At 68.8% G+C, this 20,186-nt stretch carries 21 protein-coding genes and 3 pseudogenes; 15 read left to right on the top strand and 9 right to left on the bottom strand.

Going from position 1 to position 20,186, the window contains the following annotated elements:
* Positions 1 to 19: 19 nt before the first annotated feature.
* From BLW57_RS00100 to BLW57_RS00080, 5 genes and pseudogenes are all read left to right on the top strand, one after another.
* Positions 20 to 1,042: a carbohydrate ABC transporter permease gene (locus BLW57_RS00100; protein ID WP_093471232.1), complete on the top strand. Its 1,023-nt coding sequence runs from the start codon at positions 20 to 22 to the stop codon at positions 1,040 to 1,042.
* Entirely contained in the window at positions 1,039 to 1,905 is an 867-nt protein-coding gene (locus BLW57_RS00095) for a carbohydrate ABC transporter permease (protein WP_093471230.1), read from the top strand. The genes BLW57_RS00100 and BLW57_RS00095 overlap by 4 nt, the downstream gene beginning before the upstream one ends.
* A gap of 4 nt (positions 1,906 to 1,909) precedes the next feature.
* Positions 1,910 to 3,124, top strand: coding sequence for an ROK family transcriptional regulator (locus BLW57_RS00090; protein ID WP_093471229.1), 1,215 nt, complete (start codon positions 1,910 to 1,912; stop codon positions 3,122 to 3,124).
* A gap of 81 nt (positions 3,125 to 3,205) precedes the next feature.
* Positions 3,206 to 4,111, top strand: coding sequence for a Gfo/Idh/MocA family protein (locus BLW57_RS00085; protein ID WP_176985378.1), 906 nt, complete (start codon positions 3,206 to 3,208; stop codon positions 4,109 to 4,111).
* Between the two features lie 462 nt (positions 4,112 to 4,573).
* Positions 4,574 to 5,692: pseudogene (locus tag BLW57_RS00080) on the top strand (IS630 family transposase).
* Between the two features lie 60 nt (positions 5,693 to 5,752).
* Here BLW57_RS00080 and BLW57_RS00075 read toward each other — a convergent pair.
* On the bottom strand, positions 5,753 to 6,385 hold the full coding sequence (locus tag BLW57_RS00075; RefSeq protein WP_093471226.1) for a DUF6368 family protein: 633 nt from the start codon (positions 6,383 to 6,385) through the stop codon (positions 5,753 to 5,755).
* Positions 6,386 to 6,599: 214 nt separating this feature from the next.
* Here BLW57_RS00075 and BLW57_RS00070 point away from each other — a divergent pair, with 214 nt between their 5' ends.
* Together BLW57_RS00070 and BLW57_RS00065 are read left to right on the top strand one after the other, a co-directional pair.
* On the top strand, positions 6,600 to 6,905 hold the full coding sequence (locus tag BLW57_RS00070) for a DUF6247 family protein (RefSeq protein WP_093471225.1): 306 nt from the start codon (positions 6,600 to 6,602) through the stop codon (positions 6,903 to 6,905).
* Positions 6,898 to 7,155, top strand: a complete 258-nt coding sequence (locus BLW57_RS00065; RefSeq protein ID WP_093471223.1) for a hypothetical protein — start codon at positions 6,898 to 6,900, stop codon at positions 7,153 to 7,155. Before BLW57_RS00070 ends, BLW57_RS00065 begins: the two co-directional genes overlap by 8 nt.
* Before the next feature lie 425 nt (positions 7,156 to 7,580).
* Here the strand turns inward: BLW57_RS00065 and BLW57_RS00060 are convergent, their stop codons facing one another.
* Positions 7,581 to 9,266 (bottom strand): ribonuclease J, encoded by a 1,686-nt coding sequence (locus BLW57_RS00060; RefSeq protein WP_093471222.1) that lies wholly within the window; start codon positions 9,264 to 9,266, stop codon positions 7,581 to 7,583.
* Positions 9,267 to 9,835: 569 nt separating this feature from the next.
* Between BLW57_RS00060 and BLW57_RS41875 the strand changes: the two genes are divergently transcribed.
* Positions 9,836 to 9,958, top strand: coding sequence for a hypothetical protein (locus tag BLW57_RS41875; RefSeq protein ID WP_256339296.1), 123 nt, complete (start codon positions 9,836 to 9,838; stop codon positions 9,956 to 9,958).
* A gap of 100 nt (positions 9,959 to 10,058) precedes the next feature.
* Here BLW57_RS41875 and BLW57_RS41870 read toward each other — a convergent pair.
* Positions 10,059 to 10,323: pseudogene (locus BLW57_RS41870) on the bottom strand (SOS response-associated peptidase family protein); the annotation flags it as partial.
* Between the two features lie 139 nt (positions 10,324 to 10,462).
* A pseudogene (locus BLW57_RS00050) lies at positions 10,463 to 10,675 on the bottom strand (XRE family transcriptional regulator); the annotation flags it as partial.
* A gap of 235 nt (positions 10,676 to 10,910) precedes the next feature.
* Here BLW57_RS00050 and BLW57_RS00045 point away from each other — a divergent pair.
* Entirely contained in the window at positions 10,911 to 11,648 is a 738-nt protein-coding gene (locus BLW57_RS00045; RefSeq protein WP_093471220.1) for a hypothetical protein, read from the top strand.
* Positions 11,649 to 11,778: 130 nt separating this feature from the next.
* On the opposite strand, the gene BLW57_RS00040 is transcribed toward BLW57_RS00045, so the two are convergent.
* The 4 genes from BLW57_RS00040 to BLW57_RS40780 are packed head-to-tail and all read right to left on the bottom strand — an operon-like array spanning position 11,779 to position 13,496.
* Positions 11,779 to 12,090: a hypothetical protein gene (locus BLW57_RS00040; protein ID WP_256339295.1), complete on the bottom strand. Its 312-nt coding sequence runs from the start codon at positions 12,088 to 12,090 to the stop codon at positions 11,779 to 11,781.
* A 54-nt stretch (positions 12,091 to 12,144) separates the two neighbouring features.
* Entirely contained in the window at positions 12,145 to 13,095 is a 951-nt protein-coding gene (locus BLW57_RS00035) for a helix-turn-helix domain-containing protein (protein ID WP_143051550.1), read from the bottom strand.
* A 1-nt stretch (position 13,096) separates the two neighbouring features.
* Positions 13,097 to 13,243, bottom strand: coding sequence for a hypothetical protein (locus BLW57_RS41070; protein ID WP_176985377.1), 147 nt, complete (start codon positions 13,241 to 13,243; stop codon positions 13,097 to 13,099).
* Between the two features lie 22 nt (positions 13,244 to 13,265).
* On the bottom strand, positions 13,266 to 13,496 hold the full coding sequence (locus BLW57_RS40780; RefSeq protein ID WP_143051549.1) for a hypothetical protein: 231 nt from the start codon (positions 13,494 to 13,496) through the stop codon (positions 13,266 to 13,268).
* A 511-nt stretch (positions 13,497 to 14,007) separates the two neighbouring features.
* On the opposite strand from BLW57_RS40780, the gene BLW57_RS00030 reads away from it, so the two are divergent.
* Positions 14,008 to 14,850, top strand: a complete 843-nt coding sequence (locus BLW57_RS00030; protein WP_093471217.1) for an MBL fold metallo-hydrolase — start codon at positions 14,008 to 14,010, stop codon at positions 14,848 to 14,850.
* Positions 14,851 to 15,120: 270 nt separating this feature from the next.
* On the opposite strand, the gene BLW57_RS00025 is transcribed toward BLW57_RS00030, so the two are convergent.
* Positions 15,121 to 15,399, bottom strand: coding sequence for an MmyB family transcriptional regulator (locus tag BLW57_RS00025; RefSeq protein ID WP_256339294.1), 279 nt, complete (start codon positions 15,397 to 15,399; stop codon positions 15,121 to 15,123).
* 346 nt (positions 15,400 to 15,745) lie between these two features.
* On the opposite strand from BLW57_RS00025, the gene BLW57_RS00020 reads away from it, so the two are divergent.
* The 5 genes from BLW57_RS00020 to BLW57_RS00005 all read left to right on the top strand — a co-directional run bounded on the left by BLW57_RS00020 (position 15,746) and on the right by BLW57_RS00005 (position 19,977).
* Entirely contained in the window at positions 15,746 to 17,170 is a 1,425-nt protein-coding gene (locus BLW57_RS00020; RefSeq protein ID WP_256339293.1) for a PP2C family protein-serine/threonine phosphatase, read from the top strand.
* On the top strand, positions 17,167 to 17,535 hold the full coding sequence (locus BLW57_RS00015) for an STAS domain-containing protein (RefSeq protein WP_093471215.1): 369 nt from the start codon (positions 17,167 to 17,169) through the stop codon (positions 17,533 to 17,535). The genes BLW57_RS00020 and BLW57_RS00015 overlap by 4 nt, the downstream gene beginning before the upstream one ends.
* A 584-nt stretch (positions 17,536 to 18,119) precedes the next feature.
* Positions 18,120 to 18,464: a hypothetical protein gene (locus BLW57_RS00010; RefSeq protein WP_093471214.1), complete on the top strand. Its 345-nt coding sequence runs from the start codon at positions 18,120 to 18,122 to the stop codon at positions 18,462 to 18,464.
* Positions 18,465 to 18,470: 6 nt separating this feature from the next.
* Positions 18,471 to 18,638, top strand: a complete 168-nt coding sequence (locus BLW57_RS41065; protein WP_176985375.1) for a hypothetical protein — start codon at positions 18,471 to 18,473, stop codon at positions 18,636 to 18,638.
* 409 nt (positions 18,639 to 19,047) lie between these two features.
* On the top strand, positions 19,048 to 19,977 hold the full coding sequence (locus BLW57_RS00005) for a helix-turn-helix domain-containing protein (RefSeq protein WP_093480419.1): 930 nt from the start codon (positions 19,048 to 19,050) through the stop codon (positions 19,975 to 19,977).
* Positions 19,978 to 20,186: the final 209 nt, after the last annotated feature.

The raw sequence follows: 20,186 nt of genomic DNA, 5'->3' as shown, positions 1-20,186 counted from the left end.
ACGCCACAAAGGTCCCCTCATGACAACAGCTCCAGCCGGTACACCACAGCGCCGGCACACCGGCGGCGGATCCCCTAACCGGCCCACCGAGCCCGGCCGCCGGCCGATGACGGCCAGCCGCCGCGCCAACCGGGCAGGCCTCGCGTTCGTCTCTCCCACCTTCGTCGTGGTCCTCGTGGTGGTCATCCTGCCCATCCTGTGGACCCTCCTCCTGGCCTTCCAGCACGCCCGGCTGGTCGACATCCAGGGCATGGGCCTGTTCGGCAACTGGACCCTGGACAACTTCAAGCAGGTCTTCGGCTCGGCCGGCTTCTGGTCGAGCCTGACCACCACCTTGCTGTACACCGCCGGCGCCACATTCGGATCCGTCGTTCTCGGCCTGATCGCCGCGCTCGCCCTGCGCAAGCCGTTCCGCGGCCGCGGACTGCTCCGTGCGGCCATGCTGCTGCCCTACGTCGCCCCGGTCGTCGCCGTCTCCTTCGTCTGGGAAGTGGCGCTCAGCCCCCAGTACGGCGTGGTCAACAGCTGGGGCCACCGCCTGTTCGGCTGGGACGACCCCATCGCCTTTCTCTCCACCCGCGCCTACGAAGTCAACGTCCTCGGCCTGCACTTCGACATCCCCCTGGCCCTGCTGACCGTCATCGCCTTCGAGACCTGGCGGTACTTCCCCTTCGCCTTCCTCTTCATCCTGGCCCGGCTGCAAGCGGTCCCGGGCGGACTGGAAGAGGCCGCCCTGGTGGACGGTGCGACCCCCACCCAGCGCTTCCGCCACATCCTGCTGCCCCAGCTGATGCCCGTCATCGCACTGCTGTGCGTCCTGCGCTTCATCCTGACCTTCAACAAGTTCGACGACGTCTACCTGCTGACCGGTGGCGGCGCGGGCACCGACGTCGCCGCGGTCCGGGTCTACGACTTCCTCACCGCCCGCTACGACGTCGGAGCCGCGGCCGCCCAGGCACTCGTCCTCGCAGTCTCGCTCATGATCCTCATGGGCCTGTACTTCAAGTTCTTCGGCAACAAGGTCCAGGAGGAATCGTCATGAGCAGGGCTCAGTTCGAGGAGCGCTTCTTCGGCGTCGCGCGCTGGGTCGTCATCGCATTCCTCGCAGTGATCACCGTGGCGCCCTTCTACTACATGCTGCTGCTGTCGCTGAAACCCATCGACGCGCTCCTGCTCGACCCCGGATCCCTGTGGATCTCCACCAAGGACTTCACCCTCTCCACCTACCATGACGTGCTGCGCTCCACCGACGACGGAGGCCAGGGCTTCCTCAAGTTCCTGCTCAACTCCGCACTGGTGGCCCTCGGCACCGTCGCCCTGACGCTGCTCGCCGCGGTGCCCGGCGCCTACGCCGTCAGCCGACTGAAATTCTTCGGGCACCGCCAGGTCAGCGCCCTCTTCCTCGCCGTCTACCTGTTCCCCGCGACGCTGCTGGCCGTCCCGCTGTTCGTCGTCTTCGCCAAACTGCACCTGTCCTCCAGTCTGGCCGGACTCGCCATCGTCTACGTCGCCCAGACCGTGCCGGTGGCCATCTACATGCTCAAGAACTACCTGGTCACCATCCCCTACTCGATCGAGGAGGCGGCGGCGCTCGACGGCCTGAGCAGAATGCAGACCCTCCGCAAGGTGATCTTGCCGCTCGCCCTGCCCTCCCTCATGGCGACCGGCCTGTACGTCTTCATGATCGCCTGGAACGAGTTCCTGTTCGCCCTGCTGTTCCTGGCATCCGACCCCGGCAAGTGGACGGTGCCGCTGGGCCTGGCCCAACTGTCCAACGGCGTGGAAGTGCCCAAGACCGTGCTGATGGCCGGTTCGGTGGTACTGACGATTCCCGTGGTACTCCTGTTCTTCGCCGCCGAGCGGTTGCTGACCGAAGGCCTGACCAGCGGCGCCGACAAGAGCTGAGACCATGGGGGATCCGATGCTGACACCGATCCAGACCAGCGCGGGCGAGCTGCTGCAGCTGATCCGCAGCGGCCGAGCGAACACCCGCGCCGATCTGCAGCGGATCACCGGACTGTCCCGCTCGACCGTCGGTCAGCGCCTCGACCTGCTCAACCGGGCCGGGTGGCTGAAACACGTCGCCGGGTCCTCGACCGGCGGTCGCCCCTCCCAGCAGATCGTGTTCGATCCACGGCACGCCTCGGTCATCGCCGTGGACCTGGAAACCAGGTACGCCCGGGCAGCGGTTCTCGACCTCGCAGGCACCATCCTCGCCGAGAGCACCGGCCCGCTGGACATCACTGAGGGCCCGGAGACGGTACTGGACCTACTGGCCGGCTGGGTCCCGGACCTGATCACCGCCGCCGGTGTCGACGCCGGTCACATCTGCGGGATCGGGCTGTCCGTCCCCGGACCCGTGGAATGGGAGACCGGTCAGGTCATCGAACCGCCCATCATGCCCGGCTGGGACCGCCATCCCATCCGGGAGCGTCTGCAACGGGCCTACGCCGAGCACGTGGGCGCCAGCATGGAGGACGGACCCATCCCGGTGTTCGTGGACAACGACGCCAACCTCATGGCGCTGGCCGAACACCAGGCCAACCACCGCGACTGCTCCGCTTTCGTGCTGGTGAAAGTGTCCACCGGCATCGGTGCGGGCGTCGTCGTGAACGGGGAGGTGTACCGGGGCATCGACGGCGGCGCCGGCGACATCGGCCACATCCGCCTGCACGACCGCTCCGACGTCCTGTGCCTGTGCGGCTCCCACGGCTGCCTGGGAGCCGTGGCCAGCGGCCGGGCCTTGGCGCACCACCTGACCGACCTCGGGGTGGACGCCGCATCCGCCTCCGACGTCAAACGCCTGCTCTCCGAAGGCCACCCAGACGCCCTCCGGCTGGCCCGGGAGGCTGGACGGAGAGCCGGCGAAGTCCTGGTGACCGTAGTCAGCCTGCTCAACCCGGGCGTCCTCATGATCGCCGGCGAACTCTCCGGAGCACCCTTCATGACCGGTGTCCGCGAACTGCTCTACCAACGCGCATTCCCCAGAGCCACCGCCAACCTGCAGGTCGTCACCTCACGCCTGGGCGATCACGCAGGCGTCATAGGAGCCGCCGGCATGGTTGTCGAAATCCTCTACTCCTCACACCGCGCCGACGACCGGCTCAACCGCCTCGCCGTCTGAACCAGGCAGCGCGTACCCGCCCCGCCCCCGGGCGCGGGCCTGCTGCCCATGCGCACCGCTCCACGTCCCGACAGGAAAACCATGATCGACACCTCCACTCCCTGGACGAGCCGTCCCGTCGAGGTCGGACTCGTGGGCGCCGGCCCCTGGGCCCGGGCGATGCACGCCCGGATACTCGCCCAAGGACCGGAAACCCGGCTCGCCGCCGTATGGGCCCGCAGACCGGAGGCCGCACAACAGACAGCCGCCCCGTACGGAGCGCAGGTCGCAGCCTCCTTCGGGGAACTCCTGGACCGATGCGAGGCTGTGGCCTTCGCGGTACCACCTGCCGTGCAGGCTGAGCTTGCACCACTGGCCGCGCAACACGGCAAGGCACTCCTGTTGGAAAAGCCACTCGGCCCCGACCTGACAGCAGCGCAGCGCGTCGCTGATGCCGTCTTCGACGCGGGCGTGGTCTCACAACTTGTCCTGACCAAGCGCTACCACCCGGCCACCCAGGCCTTCCTCGACGCCGCTCGCGGTCGTGCGATCACCGGCGCGCGCTCCTGCTACCTCCACGGTGCCTTCCTGGGCGGTGACTTCGCCACTGGATGGCGTCTTGAGCACGGCGCGCTCCTCGACCTCGGCCCGCACCTGCTTGACCTGCTCGATACCGCCATTTCCCCCATCACCGGTATACGAAGCACCGGCGATTCCCGGCGCTGGCTAGAACTCACCGTGGAGCACGACAACGGGGCCGTCAGCCAGGCTTCCCTGTCCGGCTCCGTCGCCGTACCCCTCCCCCTCACCCGCGTTGAACTCTTCGGTCCAGACATGCCGTTGAGCTACGACACGGCCAACATCGATCACGAGGACTGCTGGCCGGTCCTCCGCCGCACCTTCGCCACCGCCGTGCGCACGAACCAGCCGCCGGAGCTCGACGCCGCCCGAGGGCTGTACTTGCAGCGCCTCATTGATCAAGCTGGTCGGCATCTGGCACGGCAGTAAGCCTTGAGCGCAGCGGACTGACCGACCATCAGGTCTTCGACCTGGTGATTTTCTACCCTCGCGGTCGTCTCCACCAGCCGCTTGGTCTGCCGTCACACAGTGCGCACAAACACCAACCAGTGAGCTCTTTCAGAGTGGCCACCGATGGGGTGATGGAAGCGTCCGCAAGAGCTGGGCTCCACCGCTGGTGAGGGTGCAGTCAACCTTCCAGGACCGTCCACCCCACAGAGTGGCCGATGAAAGGGCTCAATGGTCGGCGCGTCTCATGTGGCGCGCCGCTCGGCCTTTCAAATACCGCACGCCTGCAGGAAGCAGGCCTGATCGCCGCGCATCGCACCGGCCTGTGCGGCGGCCCGTGCCCGGACACGACGACAGCTAGTGCTGTGACCGCATAGGTTCGCCGGGTCGGCGGTTGTAGCGGTTGGATGTGCGGTGACGTCCGATCCGACCGCTGGAGGCGCGGTGCCCGAGCCCGTCCGTGTGCGCAGACTGACCGACCAGGAGGGGCAGAAGCTGCAGCAGATCGTGCGCCGGGGCAGCACCAGTTCGGTTCGCTACCGGCGGGCGATGATGCTGCTGGCCTCGGCCGGCGGGAACCGGGTACCGGTAATCGCCCAGCTGGTGCAGGCCGACGAGGACACCGTCCGCGATGTGATCCACGCGTTCAATGAGAAGGGCCTGGCCTGCCCGGACCCTCGGTGGGCGGGAGGCCGTCCCCGCCAACTCAGCGATGACGGCGAAAACTTCGTCATCGCGACGGCCACCACCCGCCCGGTCAAGCTCGGCCAGCCGTTCACCCGCTGGTCGCTGCGCAAGCTGGTCGCCTACCTGCGCAAAGTGCACGGCCGGGTGATCCGCATCGGCCGTGAGTCGTTACGGTGCCTGCTCGCCCGCCGCGGCGTCACCTTCCAGCGCACCAAGACCTGGAAGGAGTCCCCGGACCCCGAACGGGAGACGAAGCTGGACCGTATCGAGCACGTCCTGGACCGCTTCCCCGACCGGGTTTTCGCCTTCGACGAGTTCGGCCCGCTCGGGATCCGTCCACCGCGGGCGCGGGCTGGGCCGAACAACGGCGTCCCGACCGGCTGCCGGCCACCTACCACCGCACCCACGGAGTCCGGTACTTCCACGGCTGCTACTCGGTGGGCGACGATCGCCTGTGGGGCGTGAATCGGCGCCAGAAGGGAGCCGTGAACACGCTGGCCGCGCTGAAATCGATCCGCGCCGCCCGCCCGGACGGTGCACCGATCTACGTGATCCTGGACAACCTGTCCGCCCACAAGGGCGCCGACATCCGTCGCTGGGCGAAGAAACACAAGGTCGAGCTGTGCTTCACTCCGACCTACGCCTCGTGGGCGAACCCGATCGAAGCGCACTTCGGACCGCTGCGGCAGTTCACGATCGCCAACTCGAACCACCCCAACCACACCGTGCAGACCCGGGCCCTGCACGCCTATCTCCGCTGGCGCAACGCCAACGCCCGCCACCGCGACGTTCTGGCCGCCGAACGCAAGGAACGCCCCCCGCATCCGCAGCGAGAAAGGCATCCGCTGGGGCGGCCGACCCGCTCTCGCCGCATGATCAGGCAACATGGCGAACGTTCCAGGTCACAGCAGAACCTCCGCCGCGGATCTGTCTGGGCTACTTGACCAGCCGGAAGGCGGGGTGCCCAACCCAGGCCCGCAGGAACTCCGCCCTTCCCAGCGCCATCCAGTCGTCGTCCGCGATCCCCAACACCCCCGGAAGGCCGGCGACGACCGACGCCTGTCCGTCCAGCAGCTCGGCTTTGGCCACGCCTCCGATGACGTCCATGACAGCGGCGGTCAGCAGGGCCGTGGTCACGTGGTCGATCTCGCGATTGCAGCCGGCGCTGACATTGACGGCATGGGTCGGCCTGAAGCCGAGAATGGCCTCCACCTCGGGCTCGTCCGCGTGCTCAGCCTCGAAGGTGCTCTCGTCGCCGACACCCGGCCCCATCAAGTAGACCAGGAAGGGCCGACGCCAGTCCTCGCGCTGCGGATTGAATCCCACCAGGGCTGTGAGCTCCTCGTCCGCGATGGTGTTGCCGAGGAGTGGAAGCGGGAACGGCTTTCGCCAGTCCTTCTCTCGCCTGTCCTCGACGCCCAGTCGCTCTGCGGGCACGTTGACGTCGAAGAAGCCGGGCCGCTTCTCGTCGAAGTGGGAGGAGAGCCCCACCATCAACGCGCGGAACTCCCGCAGCGCAGCCGGGGAGAGCGGCTCCGCCAACTCGATCACCAACGTCGGACCGGACATGCTGGGAGCCTAGTTTGATCGGCTCCGCGACCGCTCAAATTCTTCCCACACCGAGTCCAGCCGGTCCGAGCATCGACGCCGCCACCCCGGCGAACCTATGCGGTCAGAGCACTAGCTGCCCGCAACGCGGCCGGACCAGGGCACTGAAGCGTCGGAGCGTCTCCCGGGCTGGCGTACGCGGCGATACCGTGGCTCTGAGACGCCTGGAGGAGTCATGAGCGCCCGGCCCGACCACGCCGCCCCGCCGTCGGCCCTAGCGCCTGCAGCGGCGGCGCAGTTGCTCGCCGAACTCCGTGCCAGCAGCCGGGCCGAAAGCTGGGTGCCGGCTTTCGAGCGTGACTGGGCGGCCGCCCTGGACGACGCCCGGCACAGCTACAGCCTTGCCCCCCTCCACACCGTGGTCGCCGCCTGGACGGCCCGTCTTGCCGCCCTGCCGGCCGTGACCGCGTTCCTGGACAGCGGCATGGACGACTCCGACGGCATAGACGCCCAGGACATCCTCGGGACTCCACGTGAGTGACGCCTTCACCACCCGCCTTTCCCCGAAAGCCCAGGACGTCCTGACCGCACTGCCCGACCACGGGCGGCAAATCGTGCGCGACGTGCTCGACATCGCCGGCCGCGATCCATGGGCCTTCCCGCCGTTCGACAGCCGCGACCCCGAAGGCGAAGACGTCCGCTCAGCCTCAGTCGGCCAGCTCACCGCTGTGTACTGGATCAACCGACCAGCCGGGCGCCTGTACGTCCTCGACCTTGTCTGGCTCGGCTAGGTCTTGTGACCACCTCGCCACCCGCCACCGGCACTGGCCCCACGCACTCTGAGCTTTGTTGGTCACGCTGCGGCAATACAGCGATGAGGCAGGAGACACCATCGCCCAGTTGGCACTGCAGCGGATCCTTCGCCGGAGACGCCAGCTTTTGAAGGTGGCCATGGCCTACTGGCCGATGCATCAGATCCCGGCGTGGCCGCTGTGACGGAGGCGTACTGGCCGGCAGTCGCGCCCGCGCCGGAGGGGCTGCGGTATGCCCGGCGCAGCGCTCCCGCCACCGGGCCGCCCCGGACGTGTCCGGGCGGAACCCGGCGCGATTCGTACGAGCCGAGCCGGTTGATGAGGCTGGACATCAGCAGCGACTCGTCGTCGGGTTTCACCTCGTGCACATCGGCGTCCGACCCCGGGCGCCTACCGGGGGCGGCTCAGGCGTCGATGATGACGGGGATGATGAGGGGCTTGCGGCGGTGGGTGCGGAACGCCCAGTTCGCCACGGCGCGGGCGAGAAGCTGTTCGAGCTGACGTGCGTCGCCGACGCCTTCATCGGCCGCAGTGGCCAGGGTCTTCTCGATGACGGGGATGACCGGTTCGAAGGTGGCTTCGTTGTGGACGAAGCCCCGGGCCAGGAAGTCGGGGGCCTCGGCGAGGGCGCCGGTGTCGGCGTCCACAATAGCCACGACGGTGACGACGCCTTCCTCGGCAAGGGTGAGGCGGTCCTTGAGGGACGCTTCGGTGGCGCCGCCGACTTCCATGCCGTCCACGTAGACGTTGCCGGCGGGGACCTTGCCGGTGATGGACGCGCGCCCGTCGACGAGGTCGACGACGACGCCGTCCTCGGCGATGACGACCCGGTCGGGATCGACACCGGTACGGATGGCCAGGTCGCCGTTGGCCCGCAGGTGGCGCCATTCGCCGTGTACGGGCATCACGTTGCGGGGTTTGACGATGTTGTAGCAGTAGACGAGTTCGCCGGCGCTGGCATGCCCGGAGACGTGCACCTTGGCGTTGCCCTTGTGGACCACGTGGGCGCCCCACCGGGTGAGTCCGTTGATCACCCGGTAGATGGCGTTCTCATTGCCGGGGATGAGGGAGCTGGCGAGCAGGACGGTGTCGCCCTTGCCGATGCGGATCAGGTGGTCGCGGTTGGCCATCCGTGACAGCGCGGCCATCGGTTCGCCCTGGGAGCCGGTGCACACCAAAGTGATCTTGTGGTCCGGGAGCTTCTCCAGCTCCTTCGTGCTCACGACCAAACCGGACGGGACCTTCAGATAGCCCAGGTCACGGGCGATGCCCATGTTGCGAACCATCGACCGGCCGACGAAGGCGACCTTGCGGCCGTGCTGGTGCGCGGCGTCCAGGACCTGCTGGATGCGGTGCACGTGGCTGGCGAAGCTGGAGACGATGACCCGGCGCGGCGCGGTCCGCATGACCTGCTCGATCGCCGGATTCAGCTCACGCTCAGAGGTGGTGAAGCCGGGTACTTCGGCGTTGGTGGAGTCGGTGAGGAACAGGTCCACGCCCTCCTCGCCGAGGCGGGCGAAGGCGCGCAGATCGGTGATGCGGTCGTCGAGAGGGAACTGGTCCATCTTGAAGTCGCCGGTGTGCAGCACCATCCCGGCCCGGGTGCGGATCGCGACCGCGAGGCTGTCGGGGATGGAGTGGTTGACCGCCACGAACTCGCAGTCGAAGGGCCCGAAGCTGCGCCGGTCGCCCTCCCGCACCCGTACCGTGCGCGGCCGGATTCCGTGTTCCTTGAGCTTGGCCTCCAGGAATGCCAGTGTCAGCTTGGAGCCGACGACTGGAATGTCGGACCGCTCGCGCAGCAGGTACGGCACGCCGCCGATGTGGTCCTCGTGGCCATGGGTGAGGACCACGGCCACGATGTCGTCCAGCCGGTCCCGGATCGAGGTGAAGTCCGGCAGGATCACGTCCACGCCGGGCTGCGTCTCCTCGGGGAACAGCACGCCGCAGTCGACGATGAGCAGCTTGCCCGCGTGCTCGAAGACAGTCATGTTGCGGCCGATCTCACCCAGGCCGCCCAGGGCGATGACCCGCAGCCCTCCTCCGGGAAGGGGTGGGGCGGCTTTCAGCTCGGGGTGCGGATGACTCATACCCTGACGGTACCCGGAGAGTGGAACGGGATGATCCATTGCCTGTGTGATCTCTCCGCCCGACGGAGCGGGACCCCCGCAGCGGCTGCTCCGGGACGATCGGATGACGCCGGCGGCCGGACATGGAGGGGCCAAGGAGGTACCGCCTTCGGTGGGTCAGCCGTGAGCCCGGTCGCGCCGACGAGGATCTCGTGCCTCTTGTCGTGGTGGTCGGCCTCCGCAGCTTCCGATGCGCCTCGTCGATGGGCGACTCGGTGTACAGCAGTGCCCGAGTGTTGTCGGCGCTGTGCCGGAAGTGCGGCCGATAGTCCGTGAAGGCGCGGCTGCCACTCGACTCCAAGCCGGGCGTGTGAGTCTCGTCGGCTACGGCGAGACCGAGGTACGGGAGGTATCGAGACGGCCCCGCGAGGGCAGCTGTCAAGCCGCTGCCCCGCAGGTACGGGTCGTAGGGGGGCGCCGGTCGCCTGTGCGCAGGTTGGCCGCGGACGCGGCTGAGAAGCAGCTCGGCCGCGGCGCCGTCCCACGGGCCGACGGTGTGCAGCGGCGACAGGGCGCGGTAGGAGAAGCGCATGCGGCTGGACAGGACGTCGGAGCCGGTCCAGGCGCGGATCTTCTGGCTGGAGGGGCTCGAGAGCCTCTTCGACGAGCGGGCGATCGACCCGGTCGATCCCCAGCGCCCCTCCGTCGTCTGAGCGCGGTACGCGGAAGCGTGAGCACGCCCACGACCGCAGGCGTGTGGCTGGGCACACGGTGGTCCCTATCGGGGTACGGCGCATGTGCGCGGTCCCGCAGCTACAGGCTGACCGGGTCGAGGAGGTGGGGTCCGTTGTTGCGGACGTTGTTGACGGCCGTGGAGACCGGGCGGGCGTCGAGGTGGCCGCCGGCGGGCTGCTCGAGGAGTGCGCGCAGTTCGTCGGCGTCGTGGGGTCGAGCCAGGCTTCGTAGTGGTCCTCGGTGAGGGCCAGCGGCCCATGCGGAGGTGGACGTGGCCGGCTGCGTCGGTGGCTTCGGTGGTGATGATGGTGCAGGTCATCAGCCAGGCGGCCGGGTCGTCGTCCTGCCCGGGGCCGGCTCCGGGGCCGCTTCCAGGGCCAAACCGTCGGGATCTGCGCCCCCGGGGAGTGCGGGTCTCTGCTGCACCGGCCGGCCGCCGGAGTGCCGCCGAGAGCGAGCCCGCACATCAGAGGGAGGCCCGGTTACAGCTCGAATTCGAGGTCGATGAGGTCGGTGAGTTCGACTTCGAGGCCGTGGGCGCGGCGGCCGTTGTCGCGGAAGTAGACCTCTCCCAGGGCCTCGGCCGCGAGGGCGCGGAGCTGGTCGTCGGTGGATCCGGCTTCCTGGGCTTGGAAGAGGCGTGCGGCGTGGGTGGGCGGCAGGGCGAGGGTGAGGTGGCGTATGCGGGCGTCGTCTGCTCGGCGCCAGAACGGTCCTGCTCGGGCCCGAAGGTGGCCTACCTGAGGCGGGTGGCGCACGGCACCATGCTGTCCATGACAGCGAGCTGAAGAATTCGCCCGGTGCGCCGTCGTGCTGGCTGCGGAGTTGCGCGACACACGGCACGAGGACGCGGTAGCCGCGGACGCCGAGGCACAAGCAGACCCGTTCGCCGCTCCCGCTCCGACAGGCGATGACCCCTTCGCTCCCTCCATGGCCGGCCGGGAAGGCGTCTTCGACCAGGCGCTGTCCAACGGACTGGCCGCGATCGTCGCTTCCGAGTGGCCGGGCAAGGAGTCGGACCGCAGAGGACGGGTCCTGTCGGCCAGCGCGCTGCTACAGGTGATCGAGGAACACATCCCTGCCACGGACGGCATCGTCCTCGTTCCTGACCAGCATCCGATGCCGGAGATCCCCCAGAGCAGCACCAACTCGCTCTTCCAGGCGCCTCGTCTCTCGTCGCACACCCGGATCGATGTGCGCACCCTCCAGAACGGGATCGAGGCCAGTCAGGCGGCCCGCCACGGCCGCGGTGTCGGAGGTCTGCAGCATCGCCACATCGAGGCCCTGCTGGCCCTCGACGGCCACAGGAGCCTCGGCGTCATGGGAGAGGAACAGCAGGACCGGATCCAGCAGATCGCGCAGGCAGAGGACACGGCCTCCCAGAAACGAGCTGCCGAATACCTCGAACGGATCGGCGAGGACGAAGCCACCCGGCGCGCCGAGAACGTGACCAACCCCAACGCCTACCACCCGAAGCACAACCCCGGCGGACACGACCTCGACACCTGCCCCGTCTGCGGGCACGAGACGTTCTGCGTCGAAGGCCTTGACCCGATCTTCGGCCAGGTCGGGTACGGACAGTGCCTGGTGTGCACCTACACCCGCACCCCGGGCGCCGCAGAGGACGAGGCATTCACCGAACATCTCCGGTCGATGGACGACGAGTGATGCCATCAGGCACGCCGAGCCGCGCCCTTCGGCAGCCAGCCCGTCACTGACCCGCCGTCCGCAACCGGCGTGGGCGCGCCGCCCTCTGCGGGCGGGCAGGGCTGGTGATCCGGTCGTCGAGAGCCCGACGTCAGGCGAGAGCGTTGCGGAGGTAGGCGGGCAGTGCCTGGCAGACGGCCGGGTCCGCTTCCCAGCCAGGAGTGGTGAGTTGGTCGGCCGTGATGACGACGTCGCAGCCGTGGTCGGTGCGGACGACGACGCGGAACGTTTCGCCCCGGCTGTCCCGGCCGGCCAGGTAGGCGGCCAGGACGGCCCGGCCCAGCTCGGCGGGGTCCGCGCCGGTGGTCGCCCGGCCGAAGTCCTTGCAGATCCACACGCCGCTGAACTGCTCGTGCATCAGGATCTCCCACCGCACGCAGGCGGCCACATCGTCGCGTAACACCACGCGATCATGCCCCCACCAGCCGGCCTCCGTACCGCTACCTGCGAGTACTGGCTAGAAAGAGCCGCCGTGCTGAGGCCGGCTGGCACGGGGTGGCGGGCCGACCCTGCGAGCCGGTTCCGTCCGGTCGATGATGGCGCGCAGCTTCTCGCGCAGGTCGACGCGCTCCTGGGCGGGCGGCTGGGCCGCTGCCTCGGCCTCCCAGGCGGCGAGCTCTTCTTCGTCCGGCCACGGGAAGTCGTCGGGCTCGGGGGAGTTGGGATAGCCGAGGCCGAGAAGCTCGTAGTCGTCCGGCTCCTTCAGCTGCCCGATCTTCCGTTTGATCTCCTCGTTCCTCGCGAGGCGCGGGAGTGCGCGCTCGGCCGCCTCACACGAGTTGATTGCAGGCGGTTCGTCGCGTACGACCGGGGGCGGCTGCCCCCAGGCGCGCCGCGCGGGGGCGTCGGCGAAGATACGGCGATGGGCGTCCAGCCAGTTGCGTCTCTCGGCGGCGGGCGTGGACAGGGCGTCCATGAAGGCGGTGAACAGCGTCTCGGTGGGAGGTATCTGCCCCTTCAAAACCTGGTGGAGGGTCGAGTGGGGCAACCGCGTCCGGCCGTTCTCGTCGATGCCCGCGCGCTTCTGAAGCTGATGCAGCGGCGGATACCCGCCCTCGATCCGCATGGAGATCATCGCCTCGACGAGCTGGGCGCGCGAGGTGACCATCTTCGGGCCGAGATCCCGCGTGCCGGGCAGGACCTCCTCCGCCTTCGCGGCGCACCAGGCCCGGGCCATGTCGTCCTCGTTGCCGCCGCAGGCGAGGGTGATGGCCTTCACGGACTCCCAGTAGGGCACCCCCTTACCTGCGAGGGCGCGGCGTACGACGCTCTCCGAGACCCCGCTGTCCTTGGCGAGCGCCTCTAAGGTCTTGCCCGAGGCCTCCTTGGCGTTGCGCAGCCGCTGGACGAGAGTCCGCAGCGCGGGGGGCGTGCTGGTCGGGATGGGGCTGAGCGGTCGGCCGGCCATCTCAGAGCGCCCTGCCGAACGCGCTGCACACGTCCGGGCGCAGCCCCGGCCGGGCCCGCGCGAGCCGGCGGACGGCCGCGGCCGCGAGCACCCCCAGCACGGCGGGCACTTCGTGACTGGTCGCGGCCAGCGCGGTGACGGCCAGCACGACGATGACGATGACGATGGCGTCACCCCGGGAGACGGTCGGCGAGCGGGTACGCGGTGCCGCACTCGGCGGCCGCCGCGACGACCGCACCGGCCGTGGCCAGGCGGGCGGAGAAGACGAACGTGGTGCTCCTCGAACTGGTGTTGCGACAGATGCTTCTCGCCGTGCGGCTGTTGGGGGCGAGGTGGCCGCGGGCCTTGGCGAGGTCTCGGTCGTGGCACCTGACCGGCCCGGCGGGCCAGGCCGATCGCACGCATTCCGACACCTGTGTCCACACGGACGTGCCATCGTCGTCCGAGGCCTCCATCTCGCATCACCGCAGTTCAGCACAGTGCGGGCACAGCATTCCCACTGGCGAAGGGTCGGTATTCGAGAAGCGCAGTAAACCGGCGGTTCGCCGCACAGCGAGCCGAGTAGGGCTGGCTGCGATTGTGAAGCCGGGGCAGCGTCGTAGTCGCATTCAGCGGGGCCGATACCGCTCGTGGCGTGAGCGGTGACTGTGCGGAGCCGTGGGAGCCATGAGGCTCAGTGAGCATCGTCGTGATCAGGGACCTCTCTGACCGTTCCAGATCGGCTGGCGAGGAAGATCGCGTCGTAGGTCAGCGACTCATTTGAGATCGGCGTTGCAGGGCAAAGTGGTAGCTCCACTAGGACCCAGCTACTGTCTGAAGTAGGTGATTTAAGGACGATTCGGACTGTGCTGGCTCCCGCCTCGTTAGTCAGTTCGCCCGGCCACAGTACGTTCCGAGCACGCGGGAGTCGTGATGACCGCACTCGCCTACACCGTCCACGTCGCTCCGTCGAAGCCGGCGGTGTCCGACGACCTCCCACCGGGCGAGGACCGGCGGATGTGGTCCCCGACGTCGTCGACGCTCATCCACGGCGAGCGCGACGCGGTGCTCGTGGACCCGTTGCTGACGGTGGACGAATCGCGCCGCCTGGCCGACTGGGTCGTCGCGCATGGCAAGAACCTCACCACGATCTTCGTCACCCACGCGCACGGCGACCACTTCTTCGGGGCGCCCGCGGTGCTCGACCGCTTCCCGCAGGCCCGGCTGGTCGCCGCACCGGACGTAGCGGCCCACGCCGGGGCGCAGTGGGGGTCCGCCTGGTTCGACGGGTTCTGGCAGCCCCGCTTCCCCGACCAGCTCCCCGACCGGCACCTGGTCCCCGAGCCGCTGCCCGACGGCCGGATCGAGCTGGAGGGCGAGGAGCTGCGCGCGGTCGAACTCGGCCACACCGACACCGACGGCACCAGCGCCCTGCACGTGCCCTCCCTCGCACTGGTGGTCGCCGGCGACGCCGTCTACGGCGACGTCCACCTGTACCTCGGCGAGGCCAAGGGCGACGGCACGGAGCACTGGCTGCGCGCCCTGGACGTGATCGAGGGACTGCGCCCGACCGCCGTGGTCTCCGGCCACAAGCGCGACGGCGACCCGGACAGCCCCGACGACGTGGCACGGACCCGCCAATACATCGAGGACTTCACCGCCGCGGCGGCCACGGCGAACGACCACACCGACCTCTACCAGTCGATGCTCCGCCTCTATCCCGACCGCGTGAACCGCGGCGTGCTCTGGAACTCGGCGAAGACCGCGCTCTCCTGAGGATTCCGGGCGCCACCCTCAGTCCGCTGCCGCCTGGATGCGGGTACTTCTGCGTTGGGAGGGCGCCGCTCATGGACACGTGGCGTCCGCGCGCATCGGCGTGCCGAGCGGCACCTCGCACCTGGGGCGGGATCATTCAGTCGAGAGTCAGCTGGCCGACTGGTGTTGACGGGCAGTCAAGGGAGCAACCAGGTGGACGCAGCTGCTTCGGACGGCAAGCGGCTCCGTGGGCAAGCAGTTCACGACCAGCGTCTGCGTTGCCACCTCTGTTTACGTGAGGCGTTCGTGGTGGTCGGTTTGTGACTGGTTCTGGGTGGCGGCCCAGGTTGCCAGGAGGCGAAGGGCGTCGGCGTTGGGGCTGTGGGGAACGGCGGTGTAGATCACGAGGGTGAGGCTGGGGTCGGAGTCGAGGGACATGGTTTCGAAGTTCAGCTCCAGGTCTCCGACGGCCGGGTGATGGATCTTCTTGGGTCCGGTGCGGTGTTCACCGCGACGATCCTCCGCATGGACCCGGACGCCGGGCAGACCCGAGACGTACGCAGACTGCACGGTAAGTGCGCGGCAAGAGCTCGACGCACTGGTCATTGACCGGGTCTCGTGTCAGGTGGTGGAGGGGCGTGTCGCCCGCGACGCCTCGGGGCGGTGGAGGCCTAGGTGGAGTGCGTGGGCATTGTCACGTTGGCTGACCGCGAGCGGGTACGTCCGGGGGGCCACGGGCTTCTTCCGCATGCTTCTGGACCGGCCGCTCGGCGGCGCCTCCTGAACGGTGACGCTGGGGGCGTTCGGTAGGGTTCCGGGGTGCTGGCTGTCTGGTCGGTGCCTTCCTGGGGGGGATGACGAGACGAGGAACATGCCGGAGCAAGCGAGGCCGCCTGTGATAGCACCGAGCGGGCCTGTGGCCGCGCCGGTCGAGGCGGCGCGGATGGCGGCGGTGCGCCGTTACGACATTCTCGACACTCCGCCGGACGGCGCCTACGACAGAGTCGCGGCGCTGGCGGCACGGTTGTTCGAGGTGCCGGTGGCGACGGTGACGATCGTGGACGAGGACCGGATCTGGTTCAAGGCCGCGCACGGCCTGGAAGGCGTCAGCGAGATCGGCCGCGATCCGGGCCTGTGTGCCTCGGCGGTGCTCACCGATGACACCACCGTCATCCCCGACACGCTGCTGGACCCGGTCGCCTGCTCCAACCCGCTGGTCGCCGGCCCGATGGGGGTACGGTTCTACGCCGCCGCTCCGATCATCACCGCCGACGGGTACCGGCTGGGCACGGTCAACATCCTCGACACCCGTCCCCGCGAGATCAGCGAGGCCGATGCCTCCACCCTCGGGGACCTGGCCGCGGTAGTGCGTGACCAGCTTGAGCTGCGGCTGTCGGCACTGAACGCGGTACGCGCCGAGCAGGAGCGCCGCAAGGTCGAGCAGGAGAAGCGCCAGGCGGAGGAAGAGGCCCGCCAGCGTGCGGAGCGGGACAAGGCGGCCATCGCCGCGTTCGCCTCCACCCTGCAGCGCACTCTGGTGCCCCCGGCACTGCCCGCGGTGCCGGGCCTGGAGCTGGCCTGCCATTACAAGACCGCCTCCCCGCAGGAAGTGGGCGGTGACTTCTACGACGTCTTCCCCGTGGATGGGGGCCGGTGGGCGTTCTTCCTGGGCGATGTGTGCGGAAAGGGCGCCGAAGCCGCCTCGATCACCTCACTGACCCGCTACACGCTGCGGGCCGCAGCTCTCGTCGACGCGGATCCCACGGCTGCGCTCAAGGCCCTGAACACCGCGCTGTTGCTGGACGCGGCGGTCGGTACCCGCTTTTGCACCGCCGTCTTCGGCCTGCTCGATCCGGCCCGGGACGGCGGTTTCACGGTCACGCTGGCCACCGGCGGTCACCCGCCCGCCTACCACCTGAGCCCCGTCGAGGGCGGCGGCGTGCGGGTGGAGGCGGTCCGCGCCAAGGGGGGCATGCTGGTCGGCGCGTTGGCCGAAGCCGCCTTCGCCTCACGCACCCTGCACCTGGCACCCGGTGAGGGACTGCTGCTGTACACCGACGGGCTGACCGAGGCCCGCACCGCCGATGGCCGCATGCTCGCCGACACGGGCCTGACCGACTTCCTGGCCCGGCGGCCGGCGCCGGTCAGTGCCGGCGCCCTGATCGACGACACCGTCGCGCTCCTGGACACCCTCCCCGACACCGAACGCGACGACGTGGCCCTGCTGGCCCTGTCCGTCCCCACCCCCGATGCTGCTCCCGCCGGCATCACCACCACCGCCCACAGCGCCGCCGCCCCGACCGCCGACGTCTCCGTCGGGCAGGAGAACCCACGCCCATGACCGACGCATTCCACATCGACGTCCCGCACACCGACGGTGCCCTGGCCGTGATCGCCCTGTCCGGCGAGTTCGACATCGCCGCCGCACCCGCCGTACGGGCCCGCGCCCTGGAACTCATCGCGAACGGCCACCCTGACCTGGTCGCCGACCTCTCAGGCGTCACCTTCTGCGACTCCTCAGGACTGGGCGCCCTCGTCGGCATCTGGCGCTGCGCCAAGGAAGCCGACGGCTCCCTGACCCTGGCGGCCATCCCCGACCGGCTGAGCCGCCTGCTCAGCGTCACAGGGATGGACGCCTTCCTGCCCGCCTACTCCAGCGCCGATGCCGCGCTCGCCGCACGCCAAGGCAACCGCACCACCGCCTGAAACCCCTCGCTCGCCAGTCGGCCACGCTGGTCGTATTCGAACGGACTTCAGTGCGCGCGGCCGGGGGCCAGTTCAAGCCGGTTGTCTGCGTCAACCCGGTTCTCCCGCTCCTTTCCTCTCGTGGAGGCATTCCCAATGCCTTCCTCCCCCTTCAGAGCTGACCTGGGGCCCCGCGAGCAGGTCCTGAGCGCAGCAGTGCGGGCCGCCACCCGGTGCGGGTGTCCTGTTCCGGGTGGTAGCGGGGTGCATACGGGCGTGTTGGGGTGTCAGTGGTCGTCGCCGTTGGGGGGTGTCCAGCTGGTTTCGGCCTTTGTGGGCCGTTTTACGTGTTATGGGTGCGTCGTGGGGCTGGCTTGGTCGGCGCCGCTTGGGGCGGCCCGTGGGCAGAAGGGCAGGGCGTTCATGGCCGGTGCTGGGGAGACGACTCCGGAGCAGCGTCTGGAGAAGTTGCGGGGTCTGCTGATGGGCACGCGCAGTGATACGCGTACGGCGCGGGGGCTGGCGCGTTATGGGTCAAGAAGGGCGACACCCGCACGTTCTCGACGTCGAACCGGACGGTCTTCGACGGCCAGGCAAGCACCGGGGTGATCCTCAACGCCTACTGCTGGGAAGCTGACCAGAGCCACAGCCAGTGGTACGACGACCTGCACAAGAACCTGCAGATCCTCTCCGATCGCATCTTCGAAACCTGGTCCTACCAGCTGTACACCGGGGTGCTGCCGGGAACCGACGTCGCCGGCTGGACGGGCGAGCTGTTGAAGCTGGCCATCTGGCTCATGGAACACCTGCGCAACTTGGACGACCTCTCCTGCGCACGTGCGATCGTCCTGGACCAGTACGACCTGGCCGTGCTGTCCCACCGCGGGAACCGCCGAATTCTCCTTCAACGGCGATGGCCACCACATCCTCACCGTGAAGTCCACCGGTGACAAAGTGTGCCCTTCCCCGTCGGCACCTTGGAGTACGCGGTGCGCACCGGCAGCTGCTGGGGGGGGGCACCGATCGCCCTGCCCTGGGAGACCATGACGCCCCCGGCGCTGGCGTCCTACAACGGCAAGCTCTACGCCGCGTTCGTCCGCCCCAGCGACAAGGCGCTGATGTGACCCGCATGGAAGGGCAGGTCTGGCGTCAGCCCGAGCCGATCGGCACCGACAAAAGCTATTACATGAGGAAGTGACGCTTCACCGTCCGCGGACGGTGAAGCGTCAGAGAGGCTGACTCCCCAACCCCTCACCAGCCGAGTCACCCTCCCGCCGTGGACCACACCCCCCAATGCACACAAGGACGCTGCCAACCGGTGCTGTCGTTCTGCTGCTGAGTGCCTGACGCTGTCGGGATCTTGAAAGTCGAGGTTGGTGATCACGCCTGGTGGTCCTGCCGTGAGGCAAATTACACAGTCACAGTCCGTTTTGGCTGCCTCACGAACACGAGGCATGGCACGCGATCAACAACCCCTGCTCCATGGCAATCTGCGGACCAAACGATGTTGTGGAGCCGGAGGTACACCCGCTCGTGGCGGCGAACTGCAACCCCACCGTCAGGAGGCGCCGCCTGGGAGCCGAGCTCCGCCGGCTCCGCCTGGCCAGTGGGCTGAAGACCACAGAAGTGGCCAAGAAGCTCATGGTCTCCCAGCCGAAGATCAGCCACCTGGAGAACGGCAACCGCGCTATCAGCCCCCGCGACGTGCGCGACCTCTGCGCGCTCTACGGAGTCACGGACCGACAGGTCATCGACGCTCTGATGCAGATGGCCAGGGAATCCGGACAGCAGGGCTGGTGGCACGCCTATGGCGACATCCCTCAGAGCGTGTATGTCGCCCTGGAGACGGACGCCACCTCCCTCCACACCTACGAGCCCATGGTGATCCCCGGACTGCTGCAGACCCCTGCCTACGCCCACGCGGTCATCGAGGAAACGATCCCCCAGCTCACTGTCGAACAGGCCGCCACGCTTCTCAAGGTGCGGCTGCGCCGGCAGCACCGGATCTACAACCCGGCCTCCCCGCTGCGCCTGTGGGCCGTCCTGGACGAAGTGGTCCTGCGCCGTGTGGTCGGCAGTCCCGACATCATGCGCGAACAGCTGGAACACCTGAACGCACTCGGCGCCGAGCCGCACATCAGCGTGCAGGTCCTCCCCTGCACCGTGGGCGCCCACCCGGGCCTGTCAGGACAGTTCTCCATCCTGAAATTCACCGACAGCCCCGACGCAGTGGTGTACCTGGAACGGTTCACCAGCGACCTCTACCTGGACGGACCGTCCGAAGTGCAGCATTACAGCGTGATCCTTGACCACCTCCAGGCTCAGGCGCTCGACACCGCGGGTACCCGTGACTTCATCACCGACGTCACCAAGACGTACATCGACGAAGCGGCGAGCCGCCGTGGCTGGACAACCTGCCTCGCGTCCAGATCGCCTGACCCGACGACGGCGGTCCTGCCCTAGTCACCGCCGGGGCCACTCGCTTCGAGCCGCTGGCACTCGCCTGGGGACGGGAAGGGGCAATCACGGCCCCATCCGGTGCGGGCCGAGGTCACCGTGGCAGGGCGACTACAGGCCCGACCGCGAGGCTGACCACGCCCGGACGGCCTCGATCACGGCTCGTCGGACAGGCGGCGGCGTAGCCGAGATGACAGAGAATTCGAGCGTGCCGA

This window comes from Streptomyces sp. 1222.5 (assembly GCF_900105245.1).
GTDB classification, from domain to species: Bacteria; Actinomycetota; Actinomycetes; order Streptomycetales; family Streptomycetaceae; genus Streptomyces; species Streptomyces albidocamelliae.
Note: the sequence above shows the minus strand (reverse complement) of the source record. Positions and strands in the feature narration are given on the sequence as shown.

What these genes read in the sequence shown, in the direction of transcription:
- BLW57_RS00060 (WP_093471222.1), bottom strand. Translation starts at nt 9,266, where the DNA reads ATGAGTCATCCGCACCCCGAGCTGAAAGCCGCCCCACCCCTTCCCGGA.
- BLW57_RS00085 (WP_176985378.1), top strand. Translation starts at nt 3,206, where the DNA reads ATGATCGACACCTCCACTCCCTGGACGAGCCGTCCCGTCGAGGTCGGA.
- BLW57_RS00100 (WP_093471232.1), top strand. Translation starts at nt 20, where the DNA reads ATGACAACAGCTCCAGCCGGTACACCACAGCGCCGGCACACCGGCGGC.
- BLW57_RS00035 (WP_143051550.1), bottom strand. Translation starts at nt 13,095, where the DNA reads ATGGCCGGCCGACCGCTCAGCCCCATCCCGACCAGCACGCCCCCCGCG.
- BLW57_RS00045 (WP_093471220.1), top strand. Translation starts at nt 10,911, where the DNA reads ATGGCCGGCCGGGAAGGCGTCTTCGACCAGGCGCTGTCCAACGGACTG.
- BLW57_RS00095 (WP_093471230.1), top strand. Translation starts at nt 1,039, where the DNA reads ATGAGCAGGGCTCAGTTCGAGGAGCGCTTCTTCGGCGTCGCGCGCTGG.
- BLW57_RS00030 (WP_093471217.1), top strand. Translation starts at nt 14,008, where the DNA reads ATGACCGCACTCGCCTACACCGTCCACGTCGCTCCGTCGAAGCCGGCG.
- BLW57_RS00075 (WP_093471226.1), bottom strand. Translation starts at nt 6,385, where the DNA reads ATGTCCGGTCCGACGTTGGTGATCGAGTTGGCGGAGCCGCTCTCCCCG.
- BLW57_RS00070 (WP_093471225.1), top strand. Translation starts at nt 6,600, where the DNA reads ATGAGCGCCCGGCCCGACCACGCCGCCCCGCCGTCGGCCCTAGCGCCT.
- BLW57_RS41875 (WP_256339296.1), top strand. Translation starts at nt 9,836, where the DNA reads ATGCGGCTGGACAGGACGTCGGAGCCGGTCCAGGCGCGGATCTTCTGG.
- BLW57_RS00090 (WP_093471229.1), top strand. Translation starts at nt 1,910, where the DNA reads ATGGGGGATCCGATGCTGACACCGATCCAGACCAGCGCGGGCGAGCTG.
- BLW57_RS00015 (WP_093471215.1), top strand. Translation starts at nt 17,167, where the DNA reads ATGACCGACGCATTCCACATCGACGTCCCGCACACCGACGGTGCCCTG.